Source organism: Pseudomonas sp. BNK-7, from assembly GCF_048072025.1.
In the GTDB taxonomy this organism is placed as follows: Bacteria; Pseudomonadota; Gammaproteobacteria; order Pseudomonadales; family Pseudomonadaceae; genus Aquipseudomonas; species Aquipseudomonas danubii.
Genome location: NZ_CP182252.1, coordinates 649,371 through 670,657, shown reverse-complemented (window position 1 = coordinate 670,657; position 21,287 = coordinate 649,371). Strand labels below are relative to the sequence as shown.

Sequence of the window (21,287 nt, the reverse complement as noted above, 5' to 3'; positions counted from 1 at the left end):
TGGCGCAGCCTCGCGGGCTTGGCAGCGGCTACAGCAGATGTTGAGCCAGGGCCTCGATCTGCTCCTGGCGCTCGGCCTGGCTCAGGCGCGCATGGGGATTGAGCGATGACCACTGCGGATGAGCCCGAGCCTTGCTCAAGGCTTCCGGCAACTTGCCCTCGCGCCAGCTCTTATCCTCCGGCGTGGCCAGGCGGATGCTGTCCATGGCCGCGTGTCCGCGCAGGTTCAGCGCCTGCACCAGCTGCCGCTGACGCAGGGCCAAGAGGCGCAGCACGCTGTCGTCCACGGTCAATTCGCGCTGGCCCTTGAGCTTGCCCAGCAGGCGACTGCCATAACTGCGTGCGGTCTGCAGCGCGCCGCCGGCAATGGCCCCGGCCAACGCCGCGGCGCCCAGGGTCAAGCCGCCCACCAGCAGATCCACGCCGGCCCCGGCCGCCGCGCCCGCGGCGATTCCGCCACCGACACGCACCCCCAGTTGCTTGAGGGTTTCCGGGTTGAACAGGTCGTCGCCCCAGCGCCCGTCCAGCAGCGGCAGATCGCTGGCCGAGGCGTCCTGAGGGCGGAAAGCGTAGAGCTTGAGCAGGGCTTCGACGCAGCGCTGTTCACGCTGGCGAATCGCCTGACGCAACTCACTGATGGCTTGCTGTTCCTGCTGAGTGTCGCTGGCTACGCTGCGGCGGCAGGCGGCGCAGTCCACCAGCAGTTCGGCAATCAGCCGTGCCGCACTTTGCTGGCGCACCAGACGTTGGGCCTGCTGGTCGTCGATCAGCCGTTGCAGGGCCGGGCGCGCATGCTCCAGCAGCAGGGACAGGCTTTCATACAGGCGCCGTTCGCCGTCTTGCGGTGGCGCCACGCTGTCGAACCGCACCAGGGCGTGCAGCCCCAGGCGGGCCAGGGCTTCGCGCCAATCGCCTTCACGCTGCTCGGCGCTGCTGACGAAGTTCAGCACCGGCAGCAGCGGCTTGCCGCAGCCGCTCAGCACTTCCAGCTCATCCCGGTACTTGGCCAGCACCGGTTCCCGGGCGTCGATCACATAGAGCCCGGCGTCCGAGGCCAGCAGCTGGCGCAGGACCTTGGCTTCCTGCTCGAAGCGTTGCCGAGCCTCACTGCCGTCGAGAAAGCGTGCCAGCCGGGCCGGGCCGTCCATGCGCTCGCCCGGGCGTTCCAGGCGCTCCAGATAGTCCAGCAGGGCGATGGCGTCTTCCAGGCCCGGGGTGTCGTAGAGCTCCAGCAGGGGTTGGCCATCCACCGACAGGCGGGCGCCCTCCACATGCCGGGTGGTGCTGGGGCGGTGGGAGACTTCGCCAAAGTCCACGTCCCGGGTCAGGGTGCGCAGCAGCGAGGTCTTGCCGACGTTGGTGTGGCCGACCACCGCCAGTTTCAGGGGCTTTTGGCGAACATCAGTCATGACCGGTCTCCAGCCAGTTGAGGGGCGCGCAATCGGCGAACGGCAGCTCCAGCTGCTGCAGGGCGGTGTGCCAATCCCCCAGGCGGTCGGCATCCAGGGCCTGGCCGGGCGGAGCTTGCAGCAGCCAGACCCGGGTGGCGCTGGCGCTGCGGGCCAGTTCGGCGATCAGCCCCAGGCTGCCGCGATCCGGCGAGCGTCGTGGATCACAGGCGATCACCAGGCGCGCCGGGGGAAAGCGGCTCATCTGCTCCAGCAGGCGGTTGCGCGACTCGCGGCTGTCGAGGATACCGGCATCCTTGACGCTCTCCGGCAGTTGCGGCGGCCAGGGGCGCTGGTCGTCCAGTTCGATGGCCACCAGCAGGGCACCGCTGCTGTCCTGGGCGCTGACCCCGCCTTCGACGCGGTGCAACTGCTCGGGTGCGGCATCGTTGACCCCCAGGCGCTCGCTACTGGGCATCAGGCGCTCACGCAATTGGGCGTAGCCCGGCAGCTTGAGGTCCAGTTGCAGGCGGGCCTGTCCGCGTTTCCAGCGCCAGCGGCAGAACAGCATCAGCAGCAGGCGCGGCAGCACGCCGTAGATCATCACCAGCACCACCAGCCAGATGGCCCAGGACTGGCGGATCAGCTCGGTGTTGTAGACGTCCCGGGTGCTGGCCTGGATGCTCGCCACGCTCGGCGCGCCAAAGCCCAGGCCACGGGGCAGGGCACTCAAGGCGTTGGTAATGGCCACGAAGGCATCGGCGCCCAGCAGGGTGCTTTCCCAGACAAAGCTGTAGCGGTGGGTGGTCAGCAGCAACAGCAGCATGACCACGGCGCTGAACAGGGCCAGGCACCACAGGCCGTTGACCAGGGCGCCCAGGGCCCAGCGATTGAGCTTGCGCCGCTGCAGCAACAGCAACAGGGCCGGTGGCAACTGCGCGGCTTTGGCGTCGCGGGAGAACTTTTCACTCAGCCATAGCCACAGCCGGCCCAGGCTGGCGCTGTGCTCGCCGGCGAACAGCAGGCCGATCAGCCAGCTCAGCAGCAGGATCAGGTTCAGGCCCAGCAGGCTGCCCAGGGCCCAGAACACATTGACCGGTTGCTGGGTGTTGCCCAGGGCGCTGAAGGCCAGGCCGGCACCGCTGAGGACCGCCAATACTGCCAGCATCAGCAAGGCCAGGCGGGCGCCTTGCAGCCAGTGCAGCAAAGCGCTGTGCAGACCGTCGCGCTGGGCCAGCCACAGGGCTCGGGTCTGGATGCGGGTGGCCAGGTCGCCGCCCTGGTTGCGGGCCAGGCGGTTGGCTTCCTGATCGTCCAGTGGCCCGGCGTGCTCCTCGCGCAGGCGCACGGTTTCGGTCAGCCACAGTCGTTGCAGGGGAGTCAGTGCAGTCACGCGTCATTCCATCGCTTTAAAGTGCGCTGAGCATAACTGCTGCAGCGGCGGTCGGGTGAAGTTGCCAGGCTTGGGTCCTCTGGTATCCTCGCCGGCATGAAAAAATCTCTCCCTCTCAGCCTGATCGCGGCCCTCGGTGAAAACCGCGTGATCGGCGTCGACAACAGCATGCCCTGGCACTTGCCGGGGGATTTCAAATACTTCAAGGCCACGACCCTGGGCAAGCCGATCATCATGGGGCGCAAGACCTGGGACTCCCTGGGCCGGCCCTTGCCGGGGCGGTTGAATATCGTGGTCAGTCGTCAGACCGATCTGGTGCTCGAAGGTGCCGAGGTTTATCCGTCATTGGAGGCCGCGGTGGCCCGGGCCGAGGAGTGGGCCCTGGAGCAGGGGGCCGACGAGCTGATGCTGATAGGCGGCGCGCAGCTCTATAGCCAAGGCCTGGAGCAGGCCGATCGTCTGTATCTGACGCGGGTGGCCTTGAGCCCGGAAGGGGATGCCTGGTTTCCAGCGTTCGATCTGGACCAATGGCAGTTGGTGTCGGATGTGCCGAATCCGCCGGAAGGGGACAAGCCGGCGTACCGCTTCGAGGTGTGGGAGAAGCGTTAAGCGCTTCGCCGGCAAGTCGTCCCTCGTCGGGGGGGGGCTTGCCGGCGAAGAGGTCAATCAAGCCTGAGCCAGTTCCGCGTGCTCATCGGCGTCCAGCAACGCCTTGTCGGTTTGCTGCATCACTTGGCTGGTGATGGCGCCGGCGGTCATCGAACCGCTGACGTTCAGCGCCGTGCGGCCCATGTCGATCAGCGGCTCCACGGAAATCAGCAACGCCACCAACGACACCGGCAAGCCCATGGCCGGCAGCACGATCAGTGCGGCGAAGGTCGCGCCACCGCCCACGCCGGCCACGCCCGCGGAACTCAAGGTCACGATAGCCACCAGGGTGGCGATCCACAGCGGGTCCAGCGGGTTGATGCCTACGGTGGGGGCAACCATCACCGCCAGCATGGCCGGGTACAGGCCGGCGCAACCGTTCTGGCCGATGGTGGCGCCGAACGAAGCGGCGAAGCTGGCGATGGACTGGGGAATGCCCAGGCGCCGGGTCTGGGCTTCGATGCTCAGGGGAATGCTGGCGGCGCTGGAGCGGCTGGTGAAGGCGAAGGTCAGCACCGGCCAGATCTTGCGGAAGAAGCGCAGCGGGTTGATCCCGGCCAGGGCCACCAGCAGGCCGTGGACCACGAACATCAGGCCCAGGCCGAGGTAGGACACCACCACGAAACTGCCGAGCTTGATGATGTCCTGCAGGTTGGAACCGGCCACCACCTTGGTCATCAGCGCCAGCACGCCGTACGGGGTCAGCTTCATCACCAGGCGCACCAGGCGCATTACCCAGGCTTGCAGGGTGTCGATGGCGTTGAGCACCTTCTGGCCCTTGTCGGCGTCATCCTTGAGCAGTTGCAGCGCCGCGACACCGAGGAAGGCGGCGAAGATCACCACGCTGATGATCGAGGTCGGCTTGGCCCGGGCCAGGTCGGCGAAAGGGTTCTGCGGGATGAACGACAGCAGCAGCTGCGGCACGTTGAGGTCGGCGACCTTGCCCGCGTAATCGCTCTGGATCACTTGCAGGCGGGCCATTTCCTGGGTGCCGGCCACCAGCCCTTCGGCCGTCAGGCCGAACAGGTTGGTCAGGCCGATGCCCACCAGCGCCGCGATGGCGGTGGTGAACAGCAGGGTGCCTATGGTCAGGAAGCTGATCTTGCCCAGGGACGAGGCGTTGTGCAGGCGGGCCACGGCGCTGAGGATCGAGGCGAACACCAGTGGGATCACGATCATCTGCAGCAACTGCACGTAGCCATTGCCCACCAGGTCGAACCAGCTGATGGAGGCCTTGAGCACCGGGTGGCCGGCGCCGTAGAGGCTGTGCAGGGCGATGCCGAAGACCACGCCCAGCACCAGGGCCAGCAGGACCTTCTTGGCCAGGCTCCAGGTGGTGTGGCGGGTTTGTGCCAGGCCCAGCAGCAGGGCCAGGAACACCAGCAGGTTGAGGATCAGCGGCAGATTCATTGGGGCTCCGATAAGACTTGTGTCAATCGCGGCTCAGGGCGATTGCGAACCGGCAAGCCTAACAGCTTGAAATCTATTGAATTAATAACGATATCGCATGGCAACTGTCGTTTTTGGAATAAGCGGCTGACGCTCAGGCGCATGTGGTTGGCGCTCTCGGGACGCAAGCGGTCGCGTAGAGACGGGAACTGTCACAGGGATTTGTTAGCGTCGAACCTTTCACTCAGGGAGAAACCGCAGATGAAGTTCGCGCCGAAATTTCTAGCCGTTGCACTCTGCCTGGGCCTTGCCGGCCAGGCCTTCGCTACCGAGTTGAAGCACTGGCCGCAGGAGCAGGCCAAGCAGCTGGACGCGATGATCGCGGCCAACGCCAACAAGGGTAACTTCGCGGTGTTCGACATGGACAACACCAGTTACCGCTACGATCTGGAAGAGTCCCTGCTGCCCTTCATGGAAAACAAGGGGCTGATCACCCGCGAGACCCTCGACCCGTCGCTGAAACTGATTCCGTTCAAGGACACCGCCGAGCACAAGGAAAGCCTGTTCAGCTACTACTACCGCCTGTGTGAAATCGACGACATGGTCTGCTACCCCTGGGTGGCGCAGGTGTTCTCCGGCTTCACCCTCAAGGAACTCAAGGGCTACGTCGACGAGCTGATGGCCTCCGGCAAGCCGGTGCCGAGCACCTATTACGACGGTGACGTGGTCAAGACCATCGAGGTCAACCCGCCCAAGGTCTTCACCGGCCAGACCGAGCTGTACAACAAACTGATGGAGAACGGCATCGAGGTCTATGTGATGACCGCCGCCTCCGAAGAGCTGGTGCGCATGGTCGCCTCCGATCCCAAGTACGGCTACAACGTCAAGCCGCAGAACGTGATTGGCGTGACCACCCTGCTCAAGGACCGCAAGACCGGCGCCCTGACCACCGCGCGCAAGCAGATCACCGACGGCAAGTACGACGAGAAAGCCAACCTCGGCCTGGAGCTGACGCCTTACCTGTGGACCCCGGCCACCTGGATGGCGGGCAAGCACGCGGCGATCCTGACCTACATCGACGAGTGGAAGAAACCGGTGCTGGTAGGTGGCGACACCCCGACCAGCGACGGCTACATGCTGTTCCATGATGTGGACGTGGCCAAGGGCGGCATCCACCTGTGGATCAACCGCAAGGACAAGTACATGACCCAGCTCAACGGCATGATGGCCAAGCACGCCGCGGCCCAGGCCAAGGAAGGGCTGCCGGTGACCGCCGACAAGAACTGGGTGATCGTCAAGCCCGAAGACATCCAGTAATCCTGCCCCTACACCGCCCCTCTGTAGGAGCCGGCTTGCCGGCGAACAGGCCTTTGGGTCTGGCGTCGCCCTTGTGGACGCTTTCGCTGGCAAGCCAGCTCCTACGGTAAACCGATCCGCCAAGCCGCTTTCATCCGTAGGAGCCGGCTTGCCGGCGAAGAGGACCTTGGATCTGGCATCGCCCTTGTGGACGCTTTCGCTGGCAAGCCAGCTCCTGCAAGGGGCGCCTGTCGTTCGGTGCGGAGCCGGCGTCCGCTCCAGGCGGAGGATGTTTCAACTTGTGACTGCCAAACCCCCTCTGCCATAATCGCGCCCGTTTCCACTCCTCCTGCCTGCTCTCCCTGTGCCGGGTTTGTCCCCGTCTGCACGTAATGGACTACGTTGTGAGCTATCTCTCGATCGAATTCGGCCTCTGTTTCATCCTGTTCTTCATTCTTTATTGGGGGTTGGGCTTCAGCCTGCGCCTGCAGAACGGCCTGCTACTGGCCGCCAGCTACGCGATCCTCGCCAGCTTCAGCCTGAACTTCCTCTACATCCTGCTGGGCTATACGGCCCTGGTGTATCTGCTCGGCCTGTTGAGCCAGCGTTACCCCGGGCGGGGCTGGGTCAATGGCCTGATGTTGCTGCTGGTGCTCGGGGCCTTTTACCTGTTCAAGTACCAGGATTTCTTCACCAGCACGGTGCAGAACGCCTTCGCCCAGTTCGGTATGGAAGTGTCGTTGCCGCTGCTGGAGGTGCTGTTGCCGGTGGGGCTGTCGTTCTATGCCTTCCACTCGGTCAGCTACCTGGTGTCGATCAACCGTCGAGAGCTGACGCCGGGTTCGCCCTTCGACCTGGCGCTGTACCTGGCGTTTTTCCCCAGCCTGATTGCCGGTCCGGTGAACCGGGCGATCCCCATGCTGGAACAGATCAACCCGCCGCAGTTGCGTCAGGTGCTGGAGCCGCAGCGGGCCCTGGGCCTGATCGCCGTGGCGGTGGTCAAACTGTTCTTCCTCAGCTCGTGGCTGGCCAATGAATGGGTCGACCCGGTGTTCGACAGCCCGGTGGCCTTCTCGGCCGAGCAGATCCTGCGGGCGGTGTACGGCTATTCGTTCCTGATCTACTTCAACTTCAGCGGCTACACCGATCTGGTGACCGGTATCGCCCTGTTGCTGGGCTTCCGCCTGCCGTTGAACTTCAATTACCCCTATGCGGCGCGCAACCTCAAGGAGTTCTGGGGGCGCTGGCACATCAGCCTGTCGACCTTCATCCGTGACTACGTGTACATCCCCCTGGGGGGCAACCGTGGCCCGGTGTGGCGCGGCAACCTGAACATGCTGCTGGCGATGCTGATCTCCGGCCTGTGGCACGGCGCCAGCGCCAACTTCATTATCTGGGGCGCGCTGCACGGCGTTGGCCTGGCGCTGTACAAACTGTGCAGCCCGTTGCTGGCCCGGGGGCCGAGCTGGATCGGTTCGGATCTGATGGCTCGCCTGCTGACCTTCCACTACGTGGCTTTTGCCTGGATCTTCTTCCGCTGTGCGACCTTGTCCGACGCCATGGACATGCTCAGTGGCCTGGGTGGCCTGTCCTTCAGCGGGCTGGCCAGCAGCGCCTTGAGCCTGTTGGGCTGCCTGTTGTTCGTCGCCTTCTACCCACGGATCGTGGCGCTGCTGCAGCGCCTGTTCGCCGCTGCCACCGGCTTGCCATGGCTGTTGTATCCAGTGCCGCTGGGGCTGTTCATCTGCGTAGTCATCTTCGCCTCACCGTCGGGCGTGCCGGGGTTCATCTATGCCAGTTTCTAACCGTTCGCCCTTATCGGTCAGCCTCGGCAGCGCAGCCAAGGTGTTCTATGCCCTGGTGGTGACCAGCCTGTTACTGGTGTGGTTCAACCAGCAGTCGATCCGTCTCTACTGCCAGCAGAAGTACCACGATGACTGCGAGATCCCGGGGCTGTCGCAGAACCCGCAGTGGCGCTTTGGCGCGCAGCTCAACCAGGCCCTGGAAAATGCCCGGGTGGCCTTTGTCGGCAGCTTTGCCGCAACCGCCGACCTGAGCCTGGTGGCCCAGGCTGAAGCAGCCGCGGACGAAGAGCCTGCGCCGTTGCCGAAGGTCGCGGCGGCACCGGCGCCCGAGCACCCGCCGCTGAGTGCTGCTCACGCGGCACCGACCCATACGGCCACCCAGGCTCCTGTCCCGGCCCCGGTGCATCCGCAGCCAGTGGCCGTGGCTCCCGTGGTCAGCCATCCGCCTCAGGTCGAGCCGGGACGCACGGCGCCGCTGATGGCCAGCCTGGCCACGGGGGATGAGGTGTTCTTCGTCGGTGACTCCTTGATGCAGGGCGTGGCGCCGCACATGGCCAACACCTTGCGCAAACGCTACAACGTCAAGAGCCTGAACCTCAGCAAGCAGAGCACTGGCCTTGCCTACCCGAGCTTCTTCAACTGGCCCAAGACCGTTGAGAGCACCTTGGCCAGCAACCCCAACATCCGCCTGATGGTGATCTTCCTCGGTCCCAACGATCCGTGGGACATGCCGGTGGTCAAGGGCAAACCGTTCCTGCGCTTCAAGACCCCGGACTGGGAAGCAGCCTATCGCCAGCGCATCGATTCGATCCTCGACACCGCCCAGGCCCACAATGTGCAAGTGATCTGGGTCGGTCCGCCGAACATGGAGAAGCCCAAGCTGTCTACGGCCATGGCTTACCTGAGCGACCTGTACAAGAGCCAGATCGAGCGCTATCAGCAGCATTTCGTCTCGGCCAACGAGATTCTCGGCTACCAGAACGACGAGTTTTCCTATTACCGCACCACCGGCGATGGCAAGAAGGTCAAGACCCGGGTCGACGACGGTATTCATTTCACCACCACTGGGCAGAAGCTGATCGCTGAGCGTGTGATCTCGCTGATCAACTTTCCCAGTCAACAATTGACGGAGCACTGATATGGGGCGACTGCAAGGCATTGCGCTGTTGCTGGGCATTACCTTGCTGAGCAGTTGCAGCCCGACCACCGAGGTCCAGGCCACTCCGGCCTCGGCCCTGGCCCGGTCCGGGAGCGGAACCAAGAAAGTCGTGACCACCGGCACCGACCCGAACCTGGCACTGCTGGCGCGCAAGTTCAGCACCTCCAACCGCACCCCCATCAGCATCGTGCAACTGGGTGACTCCCATACCGCCGCCGACCTGTTCAGCGGCGAGATGCGCCGCCTGTTGCAAGCGCAGTACGGCGATGGCGGCATTGGTTTCGTGGCGGCCACACCGGTGCCCGGCACCCGCTATGAACGGGTGATCCTCGGGGCGGCCAAGCGCCAGTGGTCCCTGGTATCGGCGCGCAACCAGCAAAGCAACCAGTTCCCTCTGGGGGGCTACCTGTCGCTACCGATGACCCCGGGGGCTCGGGTGCATATCGCCGAGCGCCAGCCGAGCAACCAGCAGTACCGGATTTCCGCGCTGTACCAGGCGTCCAGCAACAACACCCTGACTGCTCGGGACAACCTCAACAAAAGCAGCCGCATGCTGGCCGCCACCGGGGGCCAGTGGCGCTTCAGCCCGCCATTCAACAACCTGACCCTGCCGCTGGACTTCAACGTGGCCAACAACCAGGGCCTGGCCCTGGGCGGCTGGAACATCCTCGGGCAGAAGAGCGCCGGGGTGATCTACTCCTCCCTGGGCATCAATGGCGCGCGCCTGGATGTGCTGGACAAGTGGCAGCCCGGCTGGCTGGAAACCCTCAAGGCCCTGCGCCCGGACATGGTGGTGCTGGCCTATGGCACCAACGAAGCCTTCGATGACGATCTGGACCTGCAGCTGTACCGCAGCCAGTTGCAGGAAAAGGTCAGGCTGCTGCGCAAGAACCTGCCCAAGGCCGTGATCCTGCTGGTGGGGCCGCCGGACTCCATCAAGCGCCGCAATGCTGGCAGCTGCGCGGCTTCCCAACCGCAACCGCTGCGGCAGATCGTGCAGATCCAGAAGGACGTGGCGAAGACCAGCCGCACCCTGTTCTGGGACTGGCAGGCGTTCATGGGCGGGGATTGCTCCATCAGCAAATGGCAGGGCAGCGACCTGGCGCGTAACGACCTGGTGCATCTGACCGCCGACGGCTACCGCAAGAGCGCCGATGGCCTGTACCGCTTCCTGCGCGGGCAGTTGGGCGAACGCATGCCCTGAGAACCCAGAACCGGCTCCTACGGTGGCGGCGCCAGCACCTCGAATGCTGCTGTGGGAGCTGGCTTGCCAGCGAAGGCGTCCGCAAGGGCGATGCAAGGCCAAAAAAATGCCCCGCACTTGGCGGGGCATTTTCATTTGCGGGCGACGATCACAGGCCGTCGAGCATGGCCTTGTTGCGTACCGCGCCCTTGTCGGCGCTGGTGGCCAGCAGGGCGTAAGCCTTCAGCGCGGTGGTCACTTTGCGTGGGCGAGCTTCCACGGGCTTCCAGCCTTTCTTGTCCTGTTCGACGCGGCGCGCCGCCAGTTCCTCATCGCTGACCAACAGGTTGATCGAACGGTTGGGAATGTCGATCAGTACCTTGTCGCCGTCCTGCACCAGGCCGATGGCGCCGCCGGCCGCCGCTTCTGGCGAGGCGTGGCCGATGGACAGGCCTGAAGTGCCGCCGGAGAAGCGGCCGTCGGTGAGCAGGGCGCAGGCTTTGCCCAGACCCTTGGACTTCAGGTAGGAGGTCGGATAGAGCATTTCCTGCATGCCCGGGCCGCCTTTCGGACCTTCGTAACGGATGATCACGATGTCGCCTTCTTTCACTTCGTCGGCGAGGATGCCGCGCACGGCGCTGTCCTGGCTTTCGAAGATCTTGGCGTTGCCTTCGAACACGTGGATCGACTCGTCGACACCGGCGGTCTTCACCACGCAGCCGTCCAAGGCAATGTTGCCGTAGAGCACGGCCAGGCCACCTTCTTTCGAGTAGGCATGCTCGACACTGCGGATGCAGCCGTTTTCACGGTCGTCGTCCAGGCTGTCCCAACGTGTCGACTGGCTGAACGCGGTCTGGGTCGGGATGCCCGCCGGGCCGGCCTTGAAGAAGTGGTGTACGGCTTCGTCGCTGGTCTGGGTGATGTCCCACTGGGCGATGCCCTCGGCCAGGGTCTTGCTGTGCACGGTGGGCAGGTCGGTGTGCAGCAGCCCTCCACGGGCCAGTTCGCCGAGGATGCTGAAGATGCCGCCGGCGCGGTGCACGTCCTCCATGTGGTACTTCTGGATGTTCGGCGCCACTTTGCACAGCTGCGGCACGTGGCGCGAGAGGCGATCGATGTCGCGCAGGTCGAAGTCGATCTCGGCTTCCTGGGCGGCGGCCAGCAGGTGCAGGATGGTGTTGGTGGAACCGCCCATGGCGATGTCCAGGGTCATGGCGTTCTCGAACGCCTTGAAGTTGGCGATGTTGCGCGGCAGCACCGACTCGTCGTTGTCGCCGTAGTAACGCTGGCACAGCTCGACGATGGTGCGCCCGGCCCGCAGGAACAGCTCTTCGCGGTCGCTGTGGGTGGCCAGGGTCGAACCGTTGCCCGGCAGGGCCAGCCCCAGGGCTTCGGTCAGGCAGTTCATGGAGTTGGCGGTGAACATGCCGGAGCACGAACCGCAGGTCGGGCAGGCGCTGCGCTCGTACTCGGCAACCTTCTCGTCAGAAGCGCTGGAGTCGGCGGCGATGACCATGGCGTCCACCAGGTCCAGGCCGTGGCTGGCGAGCTTGGTCTTGCCGGCTTCCATCGGGCCGCCGGAGACGAAGATCACCGGGATGTTCAGGCGCAGGGCGGCCATCAGCATGCCGGGGGTGATCTTGTCGCAGTTGGAGATGCAGACGATGGCGTCGGCGCAGTGGGCGTTGACCATGTATTCCACGGAGTCGGCGATGATCTCGCGGCTCGGCAGGGAATACAGCATGCCGTCGTGGCCCATGGCGATGCCGTCGTCCACGGCGATGGTGTTGAATTCCTTGGCCACGCCACCGGCGCGTTCGATCTCACGGGCCACCAGCTGACCCAGGTCCTTCAGGTGCACGTGCCCCGGGACGAACTGGGTGAAGGAGTTGGCAATGGCGATGATCGGCTTCTTGAAGTCGGCATCTTTCATCCCCGTGGCGCGCCACAGGGCGCGAGCACCGGCCATGTTGCGGCCGTGGGTGGATGTTTTCGAGCGGTAATCAGGCATGGAGCACTCCGGGCGGCTAATCAGGGAACAAATGGGGAGTGAGCTTCTATTGACCTTGGGAACACTCAGAAATGGCCGTGTGTCCGAAAGCTGCCGATGACGCCGCGGGATCGCCGCGCGCCTCAGCCTGAGCTCATAAACCCGCCGGGGGATGACTGGCGATGAATTCGCCGATTCTACACCGCTGGCGTCAGGAAGGAATGCCGTGGCCGCTCTGTGGCGTGCGATTGCCAGGATCTGAGAGGGAGGCTGCCCGTCTGGCCGCTCCTGGTTTAGACTCGCCGCCCCTCGATCACCTTCCAATGGAGCTGGAATGTCCGCGAACATGCGATCCCTGAGGTTCTACCTCGGCACGGGCCTGCTGCAAGGGCTGATGCTGATGTGGCTGGTGCTCTATAGCGACTGGCCCGGCAGCACCATGGCCGTGGTGGGCGCGGCCCTGCTGACGGGCGGCGGCTTCGTGCAACTGCTGGCCGGGCAGCGGCGCCAGTGGCGCACCTGGAAGGCCGCGCTGTTGCTGGCCTTTGCGGCGGCGGTCGTGGTGCAGGCCTGCAGTGAGTTGCCCTTCACCCGCGGGGTGATCTACAGCGTGGTGGCGCTCCTGCTGCTGATGACGCTGCTCAGCGCCACCTGGCTGCCGGGACGTGACGGTTTTAAACGACGGCTGTTGGGTGACGGAGCCTGGATGCTGGTGGCTCTTTGCGCTGCGTGGCTGGTGCAGGCGTTGTTCGATTTCTGGACCCGCGAGCACCATCTGGACCCCTTCAAGAGCGGGTTTTTGTCCTTGCGCTACTTCACTGGCCCGCCCTTGGCGTTTTCCTTCCTGCTGTATCTCAGGGATCTGTGTCGTCTGCGCGATCTTCAGACGCAAGCGTCCTGATAACGACGGTTGACCGGGCTGTTCAGGCCCAGGGCGGCAGCGCTCAGCAGCAGAATGACTACCGAGGTCTTTTTCGTGGTCGCGGGGGAGTGGCCCATGGTGTGGCGCTCTCGGTCCTTGAGAAGGTGCCGAGAATCGAACCATGGTCGTGCAAAGTCAATCGAGGGCGGTGGCCATTCCCGCGCTGGGCAGGAATGGCCGTCGGCCCGGGCTCAGCTGTTAGGCAGCAGGCGGCAGGTGATGCTCTTGATGTAGCGGGTTTCCGGGATGGCTGGGTGCACCGGATGATCCGGGCCCTGGCCGCCGCGTTCCAGCAGTTGGATATTGCGGTCCAGGTGACGGGCACTGGTCAGCAGAATGTTCTGCAGGTCGTCCTCGGGCAGGTGCATTGAGCACGAGGCGCTGACCAGGATGCCGTCCTTGTTGAGCAGGCGCATGGCTTGCTCGTTCAGGCGGCGGTAGGCGCCTTCGCCGTTCTTCAGGTCTTTCTTGCGCTTGATGAAGGCGGGTGGGTCGGCAACGATCACGTCGAAGCGCTCTTCACTGGCTTTCAGTTCTTTCAGGGCTTCGAAGACGTCGCCTTCGATGCAGGTCATTTTTTCGGCGAAACCGTTCAGCGCGGCGTTGCGCTCCACGCCATCGAGGGCGAAGGCCGAGGCATCGACGCAGAACACTTCACTGGCGCCGAACGCCGCGGCTTGCACACCCCAGCCGCCGATGTAGCTGTACAGGTCCAGCACGCGCTTGCCCTTGGCGTACGGCGCCAGGCGGGCGCGGTTCATGCGGTGGTCGTAGAACCAGCCGGTTTTCTGGCCCTGGATCACCGGGGCTTCGAACTTGACGCCGTTCTCTTCCAGGGCAACCCACTCCGGCACCAGGCCGAACACGGTTTCGACGTAGCGGTTCAGGCCTTCGGCGTCACGGGCGGCGGAATCGTTCTTGAACAGGATGCCGCTGGGCTTGAGCACCTGGGTCAGGGCGGCAATCACGTCGTCCTTGTGGGTTTCCATGGTCGCCGAGGCGATCTGTACCACCAGGATGTCGCCAAAACGGTCGACCACCAGGCCCGGCAGCAGGTCGGAGTCGCCGTAGACCAGGCGGTAGAACGGCTTGTCGAACAGGCGCTCGCGCAGGGACAGGGCCACGTTCAGGCGGTGCACCAGCAGCGACTTGTCCAGGGCCAGCTTGGCGTCCCGGGACAGCAGGCGGGCGCAGATCAGGTTGTTCGGGCTCATGGCGACGACGCCCAGGGGCTTGCCGCCGGCGGCTTCCAGTACCGCCTGGTCGCCTGCCTTGAAGCCGTGCAGAGGGGTGGCGGCTACATCGATTTCGTTGCTGTAGACCCACAGGTGGCCGGCGCGCAGGCGGCGATCGGCGTTGGCTTTGAGGCGCAGGCTTGGCAGGGACATGACGTCGCTCCGGAAAAAAGGGCGCGATTATACCTTGCTGCGCAACTTCAGCGACGGCCAATGGACCTGCGGCTAAAGGCGCAGGGTAAAGTTCCTGTCCGTTCGCCCAACATTGGCTCGTTAGAGGTTAGAATCGCCGCCTCAGCCAGAGTGTGTACTTATGTCCCAAGAGCTATCAGCCGAACAGATTCAGCAGGCCCTGCAAGGCATCAGCGTGCCGCCTCAACCGCAAATCATGGTGGATTTGCAGATGGAGCAGTACATGCCCGACCCCGACCTGGAAGTGATTGCCAAGCTGATATCCCAGGACCCGGGCCTGTCCGGCGCGCTGCTGAAGATCGTCAATTCGCCGTATTACGGCCTCAGCAACAAGATCGCCTCGATCCAGCGCGCGGTGAATCTCTTGGGCAGCCGCTCGATCATCAACCTGATCAACGCGCAGTCGATCAAGGGCGAGATGAGCGATGAAACCATCGTCACCCTCAACCGCTTCTGGGACACCGCCCAGGATGTGGCCATGACCTGCCTGACCCTGGCCAAGCGCACCGGCTCCCAGGCGGTGGATGAAGCCTATGCCCTGGGGCTGTTCCACGACTGCGGCGTGCCGCTGATGCTCAAGCGTTTCCCCGACTACATGAGCGTGCTGGAAGAAGCCTATGGCAGTGCCGGGCCGGAGCAGCGGGTGGTGGACACGGAAAACCATGCCTTCAACACCAACCACGCGGTGGTGGGGTACTACACCGCCAAGTCCTGGCGCTTGCCGGAGCATGTGACCAATGCCATCGCCAATCACCACAACGCCCTGGCGATCTTCAGCGACGAGTCCTCGCGCAACAGCCAGCTGAAGAACCTGCTGGCGATCCTGAAAATGGCCGAGCATATCTGCGCGTCCTACCGGGTGCTGGGCAACCAGGTGGAAGATCACGAGTGGAACAGCATTGGCCATCTGATTCTCGACTACGTCGGTCTGTCGGATTACGACTTCGAGAACCTCAAGGAAACCGTGCGCGAGCTGGGCGCACACTGATCGTTCATTTCGCAATGAGTGCCAGGGGCGGACATGCCTGAATTACCTGAAGTCGAAACCACCCGGCGCGGGATCGCACCGCACCTGGAAGGCCAGAAGGTCAGTCGGGTCATCGTCCGTGACCGGCGTTTGCGCTGGCCGATCCCCGAGGATCTGGATGTGCGCCTGTCCGGGCAGCGCATCGTCCAGGTGGATCGTCGGGCCAAGTACCTGCTGATCAATGCCGAGGTCGGCACCCTCATCAGTCATCTGGGCATGTCGGGCAATCTGCGCCTGGTGGAAATCGGCCTGCCGGCGGCCAAGCACGAACATGTGGATATCGAACTGGAGTCGGGCCTGGCCCTGCGCTACACCGACCCGCGCCGGTTTGGCGCCATGCTCTGGAGCCTGGACCCGCTGAACCACGAGCTGCTGGCGCGCCTGGGGCCGGAGCCGCTGACCGACCTGTTCGATGGTGAGCGCCTGTTCCAGTTATCCCGGGGACGCTCCATGGCGGTCAAACCGTTCATCATGGACAACGCGGTGGTAGTGGGGGTGGGCAATATCTATGCGAACGAGGCACTGTTCGCCGCAGGCATCGATCCACGTCGTGAAGCCAAGGGCATTTCCCGGGCCCGCTATCTGCAACTGGCGATCGAGATCAAGCGCATCCTGGCGGCGGCCATCGAGCGGGGCGGCACCACCTTGCGCGATTTTATCGGCGGCGACGGCCAGCCTGGGTACTTCCAGCAGGAGCTGTTCGTCTACGGACGTGGCGGGGAGCACTGCAAGGTCTGCGGCACGGGGCTGCGGGAGATCAAGCTGGGCCAGCGGGCCAGCGTCTATTGCCCACGTTGCCAGCGCTGAGAAGCTGCGCCGGCAAGCCGGCTCCTACGAACGCCGTAGGAGCAGGATTGCCGGCGAAAATGCCCTGAAGGGCCGCTGAATTCCTCAAGCCTTGCCGGTGATCTTCCGGTACTTGGCCATCAACTCTTCTTCGGTTTCCGGACGCGCCTCGTCCAGCGGAATGCAATCCACCGGGCATACCTGTTGGCATTGCGGCTCGTCGTAGTGGCCGACGCACTGGGTGCACAGGTTCGGATCGATGACGTAGATCTCCTCGCCTTGGGAGATGGCCGCGTTGGGGCACTCGGGTTCGCAGACGTCGCAGTTGATGCAATCGTCGGTGATGATCAGGGACATGGGGGACTCCGGCCTGGGCGGCAGGCCCGGGCATGTAAAAACGAATGCGCGCAATTGTGCCGTATTGACGCCCGCAGTGCACGCGGGCGCGATGGCTGACGCCTGGCAAGGGCCCTCTGCGGGGCCGCACGGCTTATTTCTTGAAGCGCAGGGTCAGTGCATCGGCGACGGCCGGATGGACGAACTTGGTGATATCGCCACCCAGGGCAGCAATTTCACGAACCAGCGTCGAGGAAATGAACGAGTAGCGCTCCGACGGCGTCAGGAACAGGCTTTCCACGTCCGGCGCCAGTTGGCGGTTCATGTTGGCCAGTTGGAACTCGTATTCAAAGTCCGAAACTGCTCGCAGGCCCCGCAGAAAGACATTGGCGTTCTGCTCCTTGGCAAAGTGCGCCAGCAGGGTGGAGAAGCCGACGACTTCAACGTTGGGCAGGTGCTTGGTCACCTCTTGCGCCAGTTCCACGCGTTGTTCCAGGGGGAACAGCGGGTTTTTCTTGGGGCTGGCGGCAACGGCGATGATCACGTGGTCGAACAGCCGGGAGGCGCGCTCGACCAGATCGCCGTGGCCCTTGGTAATAGGGTCGAAGGTACCTGGGTACAACACTCGGTTCATCGCGTCGTCCTGGCGGGAATCCGTTGGGGAGTCGGATGGTATCGCAGCCTTCCCGGTCGGCCAAGTCGCCTTTTAGGGAAGAAAGCACTATAGACGACGAAAATACCCCGCTTTTTCACGCCGTTTTCAAGCGCTCCGCCAGGGCCGTGGCCAATTGCGCGGTCAGGCCGTAGACCGACAGCTGCGGGTTGGCACCGATGCTGGTGGGAAACAGCGAGCCGTCGTGGATCGACAGATTGCGCAGTTGATGGTGGCGCCCGAGGCTGTCGGCCACGGCGTTTTTCGGGTCTTCGCCCATGGCGCAGCCACCCATCACGTGGGCGCTGCCCAGGCGGGTGCGGTACAGCGTCAGGTCCAGGCCGTCGATCTGGGTGCGGACTTCATTCAGGGTCTTGGCGAAGCGGGCGTCGCTGTGCAGCGGCTTGACCGCCTTGGCGCCGCCGGCGAACTGGATCTCCGCCATGCTGTGGAAGGCCCGGCGCAGGCCGTCCCAGGCGTAGGGCGAGACCTGATAGTCGAGCACCGGGGTGCCGTCACCGCGCAGCTCGACGTTGCCGCCGGTGCTGTCGGGGTGGAAGCCGTCCCGCAGCAGGGCCAGCATGGCGTGGGTGTGGGGCAGTTGCTCCATGGACAACCCGCTCTGCGGCCCGAAACCACCTAGCAGGGTGCTGGCCAGGGCCGGTTGCAGGGGTGGCACTTCAAGTTTGTAGGACATCTTGCCGGTGGTGCCGTCCTGCCACTGGAAATGGTCGGAGTAGATCGATTGCGGCGCGCCGTAGAACGGGTTGATCACCTCGTCGAACTGGCCGGCGGAGAAGTTCACCAGGTGCAGGAAGGTGCGTTTGCCCAGGCGCGAATGCGGGTCCGGGGCATCGGAGCGCAGCAGCAGGGCGGGGCTGTTGATGCCGCCACCAGCCAGCACGTAGTGCCTGGCCTTGACCGTGATGGTGCGCCCGGTGGGGGCGACGCAGCGGGCGTCCATGGCCTGGCATTGCAGGCCGCTGACCTTGTCATCCTTGATCAACAGGCGTTCGGCCCGGGCCAGGTACAGCAGCTCACCGCCTTTCTCCAGGGTTGCCGGAATGGTGGTCACCAGCATCGATTGCTTGGCATTGGTGGGGCAGCCCAGGCCGCAATAGCCCAGGTTCCAGCAGCCACGGACGTTGCGCGGAATCACGTGCCAGCTGTAGCCCAGGGCTTCGCAGCCCTTGCGGATCACGTCGTTGTTGGCGTTGGGCGGCATGACCCAGGGCGCCACCCCCAGGCGCTGCTCCATTTTCTCGAACCAGGGCGCCATCTCCGCCGAGCTGTGGCCCACCACCCCGTGTTCCCTGGCCCAGTGTTCCAGGGTCGGGTCGGGAGTGCGGAAGCTCGATGTCCAGTTGATCAGGGTGGTGCCGCCCACGGCGCGGCCCTGGAGGATGGTGATGGCGCCGTCCTTGCTCATGCGCCCGATGCCTTCCTGATAGAGGCTGGTGTAGGCCTGGTCCTCCAGCATCTTGAAGTCGTCGCTGGTCTTGAGCGGGCCTTCCTCGATCAGCAGCACCTTGTAGCCGGCGGCGCTGAGGATTTCGGCGGTGGTGCCGCCACCGGCGCCGCTGCCGATGATGGCGACATCGGCTTCCAGGGTCAGGTCCTGCTCCAGCTGCGAGCCGTTGTAGGTTTTCCAGCCACGGTTCAGGCCTTCGCGGAACAGATCAGGTACAGGCATATCGGACGCTCTCTTATTATTGAAGGCTCGGCGCGGATCCACTGTAGCCGCTGCTGAGCCTGCGAAGCTGCGAAAAGGCCCGTAGGGCCTTGCTTGACGATCCCCAGCCGCTGCCCCATCGCCCCACGAACCTAAGCGCTCGTGCGCAGCCTGTGGCAGCGACTACAAAGGCCGGTCAGACCTTCGGTGGCCCGGGATAACCGCAATGGGCCCAGGACTCAGGGCGGGTGTACCAGGCCATCATCACCAGTTGCAGCAACGAGGCATGGCCCATGCGCAGCAGGGCCAGGAAGCTGTTTTCCCAGCGGCTGAGGAAGTTGCGGATGGCCTCGGCGCTGGCGTTTTCCCAACTGCCCCAGATCCCCGTCAGCGGGCCGCGGGTGACCGCCATGCCCAGCACATCGAACAACTGCTGGGTGAGCTTGAACATTTCCGGCGATAGGTGATTGAGGGCGTTGTCCAGGTTGGCCAGGGTGCCGTCGATGGCGGCGGGCATCTTGTCCGCCGCCACGGCGCCTTCAAGCATCACCGGGATCAGCGCCCGCAAAAACGGCAGGTCATTGCTGCGCAGCATGGCGAAGCCGCTGGCGGGCGTGCTGGCAGAGCAACCGCTGAGGCTCGCGCCCAGTCCTGCGGTGGCCAGGAAGGCGCTGGCGCAAAGGCTGATTTTCAGCAATCCGCGCCGTGACAGCGCGGGTGTTTCAGACAGGCTAGGGGTCATTGTTGTTATTACCCGGCGATGTACTGGTTAACGAATGAACAGCTTCTGGATGAGTTTCTGGATCGATTTTCCATAAGGCGGGTAGATCAGGCGCGCCGCGTTGAAGCGCTGCTTGATGAACACTCCCTTGGCCTTGCTGAAGGTCAGGAAGCCTTCATGCCCGTGGTAGTGGCCCATGCCGGAAGGGCCGACACCACCAAACGGCAGGTCATCCTGGGCCACATGCAGCAGGGTGTCGTTGAGGCACACGCCGCCGGAGTGGGTTTCGTTGAGCACCCGCTGCTGTTCGGACTTGTCGTAGCCGAAGTAGTACAGGGCCAGGGGGCGCGGACGCTGGGTGATATAGGCGAGGGCCTGGTCCAGGGTCTTGTAGGGCACGATGGGCAGGATCGGACCGAAGATCTCGTCCTGCATCACGGTCATGTCGTCGGTGACATTCAAGAGCAGGCTATGGCCCAGGCGCCGCTCCTGGCTCTGTTCGAACAGCGGCACCAACAGCGCGCCCTTGCTGGTGGCGTCGCTCAGGTAGCCGTTGAGCCGGGTCAGCTGGCGCTGGTTGATGATCGCGGTGTAGTCGGGGTTGTCCGCCAGGGTCGGGAAGAAACCACGCACCACCTGGCGATAGGCTTCGACAAAGGCACCGATGCGTTCTTCCGGCACCAGCACGTAGTCCGGGGCGACGCAGGTCTGCCCGGCGTTCAGGGTCTTGCCGAAGGCGATACGTTCGGCGGCGTCCTTGAGGGGCACGGTGTGGGACACGATGGCCGGGGACTTGCCGCCCAGCTCCAGGGTCACCGGGGTCAGGTTTTCCGCGGCGGCGCGCATCACGTGCTTGCCGATGCTGGTGGCGCCGGTGAACAGCAGATGATCGAAACGCAGCTTGGAGAACGCCATGCCCACTTCGGCTTCGCCCAGCACCACGCACACCAGATCCTCGGGGAACACCCGGGCCAGCAACTGTTTGAGCAACTGGCCGGTGGCCGGGGTGGATTCACTGAGCTTGAGCATCACTCGGTTGCCGGCGGCCAGGGCCCCCACCAACGGGCCCATGCACAGGTACAGCGGGTAGTTCCACGGCACGATGACGCCCACCACCCCCAGCGGCTGATAAACCACCTTGGCCGAGGCTGGCTGGAAGGCCAGGCCGACGGCGCGACGAGACGGCTTCATCCATTTTTTCAGGTGCTTGCTGGCGTAGTGAATGCCATGCAGGCTGGGCATCAGCTCGGCCAGCAGGGTTTCATCGGCGCTGCGGTTGCTGAAGTCCTGGCTGATGGCATCGATCAGCGCCTGGCGTTCGGTGTCGAGCAGGTTCTGCAGTGATTTGAGCCATTGTTGGCGTTGTGCGGCCGGTGGCATGGGATTGGCGGCGAAGGCCCGGCGCTGGGCTTCGAACAGCGCATGCAGCTCGTCCTGTTGCTGAAGGGAATCCTGCAGGTAAGCGATTTCGGCAGACATGGACGGGCTCCGGTT

General features: G+C 64.3%; 18 protein-coding genes. 8 read left to right on the top strand and 10 right to left on the bottom strand.

Annotated elements, in window-relative coordinates; genetic code table 11:
* Positions 1-28 precede the first annotated feature (28 nt).
* Both ACMGF8_RS03130 and ACMGF8_RS03125 read right to left on the bottom strand, forming a co-directional pair.
* Positions 29-1,408 (bottom strand): GTPase/DUF3482 domain-containing protein, encoded by a 1,380-nt coding sequence (locus ACMGF8_RS03130; protein ID WP_207814977.1) that lies wholly within the window; start codon positions 1,406-1,408, stop codon positions 29-31.
* Positions 1,401-2,780 (bottom strand): DUF2868 domain-containing protein, encoded by a 1,380-nt coding sequence (locus ACMGF8_RS03125; protein ID WP_416758657.1) that lies wholly within the window; start codon positions 2,778-2,780, stop codon positions 1,401-1,403. The genes ACMGF8_RS03130 and ACMGF8_RS03125 overlap by 8 nt, the downstream gene beginning before the upstream one ends.
* A gap of 96 nt (positions 2,781-2,876) precedes the next feature.
* Between ACMGF8_RS03125 and ACMGF8_RS03120 the strand changes: the two genes are divergently transcribed.
* Positions 2,877-3,389: a dihydrofolate reductase gene (locus ACMGF8_RS03120; protein ID WP_102862112.1), complete on the top strand. Its 513-nt coding sequence runs from the start codon at positions 2,877-2,879 to the stop codon at positions 3,387-3,389.
* A gap of 57 nt (positions 3,390-3,446) precedes the next feature.
* Here the strand turns inward: ACMGF8_RS03120 and ACMGF8_RS03115 are convergent, their stop codons facing one another.
* A complete protein-coding gene (locus ACMGF8_RS03115; protein WP_102881188.1) occupies positions 3,447-4,838 on the bottom strand; it encodes an L-cystine transporter in 1,392 nt (463 codons plus the stop codon).
* Between the two features lie 240 nt (positions 4,839-5,078).
* Between ACMGF8_RS03115 and ACMGF8_RS03110 the strand changes: the two genes are divergently transcribed.
* The 4 genes from ACMGF8_RS03110 to ACMGF8_RS03095 all read left to right on the top strand — a co-directional run bounded on the left by ACMGF8_RS03110 (position 5,079) and on the right by ACMGF8_RS03095 (position 10,281).
* On the top strand, positions 5,079-6,134 hold the full coding sequence (locus tag ACMGF8_RS03110; RefSeq protein WP_102862110.1) for a phosphorylcholine phosphatase: 1,056 nt from the start codon (positions 5,079-5,081) through the stop codon (positions 6,132-6,134).
* 383 nt (positions 6,135-6,517) lie between these two features.
* Entirely contained in the window at positions 6,518-7,918 is a 1,401-nt protein-coding gene (locus ACMGF8_RS03105) for an MBOAT family O-acyltransferase (protein ID WP_240322051.1), read from the top strand.
* On the top strand, positions 7,905-9,056 hold the full coding sequence (locus ACMGF8_RS03100; protein ID WP_115581152.1) for a DUF459 domain-containing protein: 1,152 nt from the start codon (positions 7,905-7,907) through the stop codon (positions 9,054-9,056). Before ACMGF8_RS03105 ends, ACMGF8_RS03100 begins: the two co-directional genes overlap by 14 nt.
* A 1-nt stretch (position 9,057) precedes the next feature.
* Positions 9,058-10,281 carry an SGNH/GDSL hydrolase family protein gene (locus ACMGF8_RS03095; protein ID WP_110594312.1) on the top strand — a complete coding sequence of 408 codons (1,224 nt, stop codon included), beginning with the start codon at positions 9,058-9,060 and terminating at the stop codon, positions 10,279-10,281.
* Positions 10,282-10,429: 148 nt separating this feature from the next.
* On the opposite strand, the gene ilvD is transcribed toward ACMGF8_RS03095, so the two are convergent.
* Positions 10,430-12,271, bottom strand: coding sequence for a dihydroxy-acid dehydratase (ilvD, locus tag ACMGF8_RS03090; RefSeq protein WP_102862106.1), 1,842 nt, complete (start codon positions 12,269-12,271; stop codon positions 10,430-10,432).
* A 313-nt stretch (positions 12,272-12,584) separates the two neighbouring features.
* Between ilvD and ACMGF8_RS03085 the strand changes: the two genes are divergently transcribed.
* Complete coding sequence (locus ACMGF8_RS03085) at positions 12,585-13,151, top strand: hypothetical protein (RefSeq protein ID WP_416758653.1); 567 nt, start codon at positions 12,585-12,587, stop codon at positions 13,149-13,151.
* Positions 13,152-13,363: 212 nt separating this feature from the next.
* Here the strand turns inward: ACMGF8_RS03085 and ACMGF8_RS03080 are convergent, their stop codons facing one another.
* Positions 13,364-14,560 (bottom strand): class I SAM-dependent rRNA methyltransferase, encoded by a 1,197-nt coding sequence (locus ACMGF8_RS03080; protein WP_102862104.1) that lies wholly within the window; start codon positions 14,558-14,560, stop codon positions 13,364-13,366.
* Positions 14,561-14,774: 214 nt separating this feature from the next.
* Here ACMGF8_RS03080 and ACMGF8_RS03075 point away from each other — a divergent pair, with 214 nt between their 5' ends.
* Both ACMGF8_RS03075 and mutM read left to right on the top strand, forming a co-directional pair.
* Complete coding sequence (locus tag ACMGF8_RS03075; RefSeq protein WP_416760263.1) at positions 14,775-15,587, top strand: HDOD domain-containing protein; 813 nt, start codon at positions 14,775-14,777, stop codon at positions 15,585-15,587.
* Positions 15,588-15,620: 33 nt separating this feature from the next.
* Positions 15,621-16,433, top strand: a complete 813-nt coding sequence (gene mutM, locus ACMGF8_RS03070; RefSeq protein WP_416758650.1) for a bifunctional DNA-formamidopyrimidine glycosylase/DNA-(apurinic or apyrimidinic site) lyase — start codon at positions 15,621-15,623, stop codon at positions 16,431-16,433.
* A gap of 84 nt (positions 16,434-16,517) precedes the next feature.
* Here mutM and ACMGF8_RS03065 read toward each other — a convergent pair whose 3' ends face one another.
* From ACMGF8_RS03065 to ACMGF8_RS03045, 5 genes are all read right to left on the bottom strand, one after another.
* Positions 16,518-16,769: a YfhL family 4Fe-4S dicluster ferredoxin gene (locus tag ACMGF8_RS03065; protein WP_011064042.1), complete on the bottom strand. Its 252-nt coding sequence runs from the start codon at positions 16,767-16,769 to the stop codon at positions 16,518-16,520.
* A 133-nt stretch (positions 16,770-16,902) separates the two neighbouring features.
* Complete coding sequence (gene coaD, locus ACMGF8_RS03060) at positions 16,903-17,382, bottom strand: pantetheine-phosphate adenylyltransferase (RefSeq protein ID WP_003195136.1); 480 nt, start codon at positions 17,380-17,382, stop codon at positions 16,903-16,905.
* Between the two features lie 115 nt (positions 17,383-17,497).
* The gene (locus tag ACMGF8_RS03055) at positions 17,498-19,093 is read right to left on the bottom strand and encodes a GMC family oxidoreductase (RefSeq protein WP_102862101.1); all 1,596 of its coding nucleotides are present in this window, start codon (positions 19,091-19,093) and stop codon (positions 17,498-17,500) included.
* Between the two features lie 175 nt (positions 19,094-19,268).
* Positions 19,269-19,814 carry a twin-arginine translocation pathway signal protein gene (locus ACMGF8_RS03050; RefSeq protein ID WP_102862100.1) on the bottom strand — a complete coding sequence of 182 codons (546 nt, stop codon included), beginning with the start codon at positions 19,812-19,814 and terminating at the stop codon, positions 19,269-19,271.
* Between the two features lie 27 nt (positions 19,815-19,841).
* Positions 19,842-21,272, bottom strand: a complete 1,431-nt coding sequence (locus ACMGF8_RS03045) for a coniferyl aldehyde dehydrogenase (protein ID WP_102862099.1) — start codon at positions 21,270-21,272, stop codon at positions 19,842-19,844.
* Between the last annotated feature and the right edge of the window lie 15 nt (positions 21,273-21,287).

Excerpts from the sequence above, each read along its gene's own strand:
- ACMGF8_RS03130 (WP_207814977.1), bottom strand. The coding sequence starts at position 1,408 with ATGACTGATGTTCGCCAAAAGCCCCTGAAACTGGCGGTGGTCGGCCAC.
- ACMGF8_RS03120 (WP_102862112.1), top strand. The coding sequence starts at position 2,877 with ATGAAAAAATCTCTCCCTCTCAGCCTGATCGCGGCCCTCGGTGAAAAC.
- ACMGF8_RS03115 (WP_102881188.1), bottom strand. The coding sequence starts at position 4,838 with ATGAATCTGCCGCTGATCCTCAACCTGCTGGTGTTCCTGGCCCTGCTG.
- ACMGF8_RS03110 (WP_102862110.1), top strand. The coding sequence starts at position 5,079 with ATGAAGTTCGCGCCGAAATTTCTAGCCGTTGCACTCTGCCTGGGCCTT.
- ACMGF8_RS03100 (WP_115581152.1), top strand. The coding sequence starts at position 7,905 with ATGCCAGTTTCTAACCGTTCGCCCTTATCGGTCAGCCTCGGCAGCGCA.
- ACMGF8_RS03095 (WP_110594312.1), top strand. The coding sequence starts at position 9,058 with ATGGGGCGACTGCAAGGCATTGCGCTGTTGCTGGGCATTACCTTGCTG.
- ilvD (WP_102862106.1), bottom strand. The coding sequence starts at position 12,271 with ATGCCTGATTACCGCTCGAAAACATCCACCCACGGCCGCAACATGGCC.
- ACMGF8_RS03085 (WP_416758653.1), top strand. The coding sequence starts at position 12,585 with ATGTCCGCGAACATGCGATCCCTGAGGTTCTACCTCGGCACGGGCCTG.
- ACMGF8_RS03080 (WP_102862104.1), bottom strand. The coding sequence starts at position 14,560 with ATGTCCCTGCCAAGCCTGCGCCTCAAAGCCAACGCCGATCGCCGCCTG.
- mutM (WP_416758650.1), top strand. The coding sequence starts at position 15,621 with ATGCCTGAATTACCTGAAGTCGAAACCACCCGGCGCGGGATCGCACCG.
- ACMGF8_RS03065 (WP_011064042.1), bottom strand. The coding sequence starts at position 16,769 with ATGTCCCTGATCATCACCGACGATTGCATCAACTGCGACGTCTGCGAA.
- coaD (WP_003195136.1), bottom strand. The coding sequence starts at position 17,382 with ATGAACCGAGTGTTGTACCCAGGTACCTTCGACCCTATTACCAAGGGC.
- ACMGF8_RS03055 (WP_102862101.1), bottom strand. The coding sequence starts at position 19,093 with ATGCCTGTACCTGATCTGTTCCGCGAAGGCCTGAACCGTGGCTGGAAA.
- ACMGF8_RS03050 (WP_102862100.1), bottom strand. The coding sequence starts at position 19,814 with ATGACCCCTAGCCTGTCTGAAACACCCGCGCTGTCACGGCGCGGATTG.
- ACMGF8_RS03045 (WP_102862099.1), bottom strand. The coding sequence starts at position 21,272 with ATGTCTGCCGAAATCGCTTACCTGCAGGATTCCCTTCAGCAACAGGAC.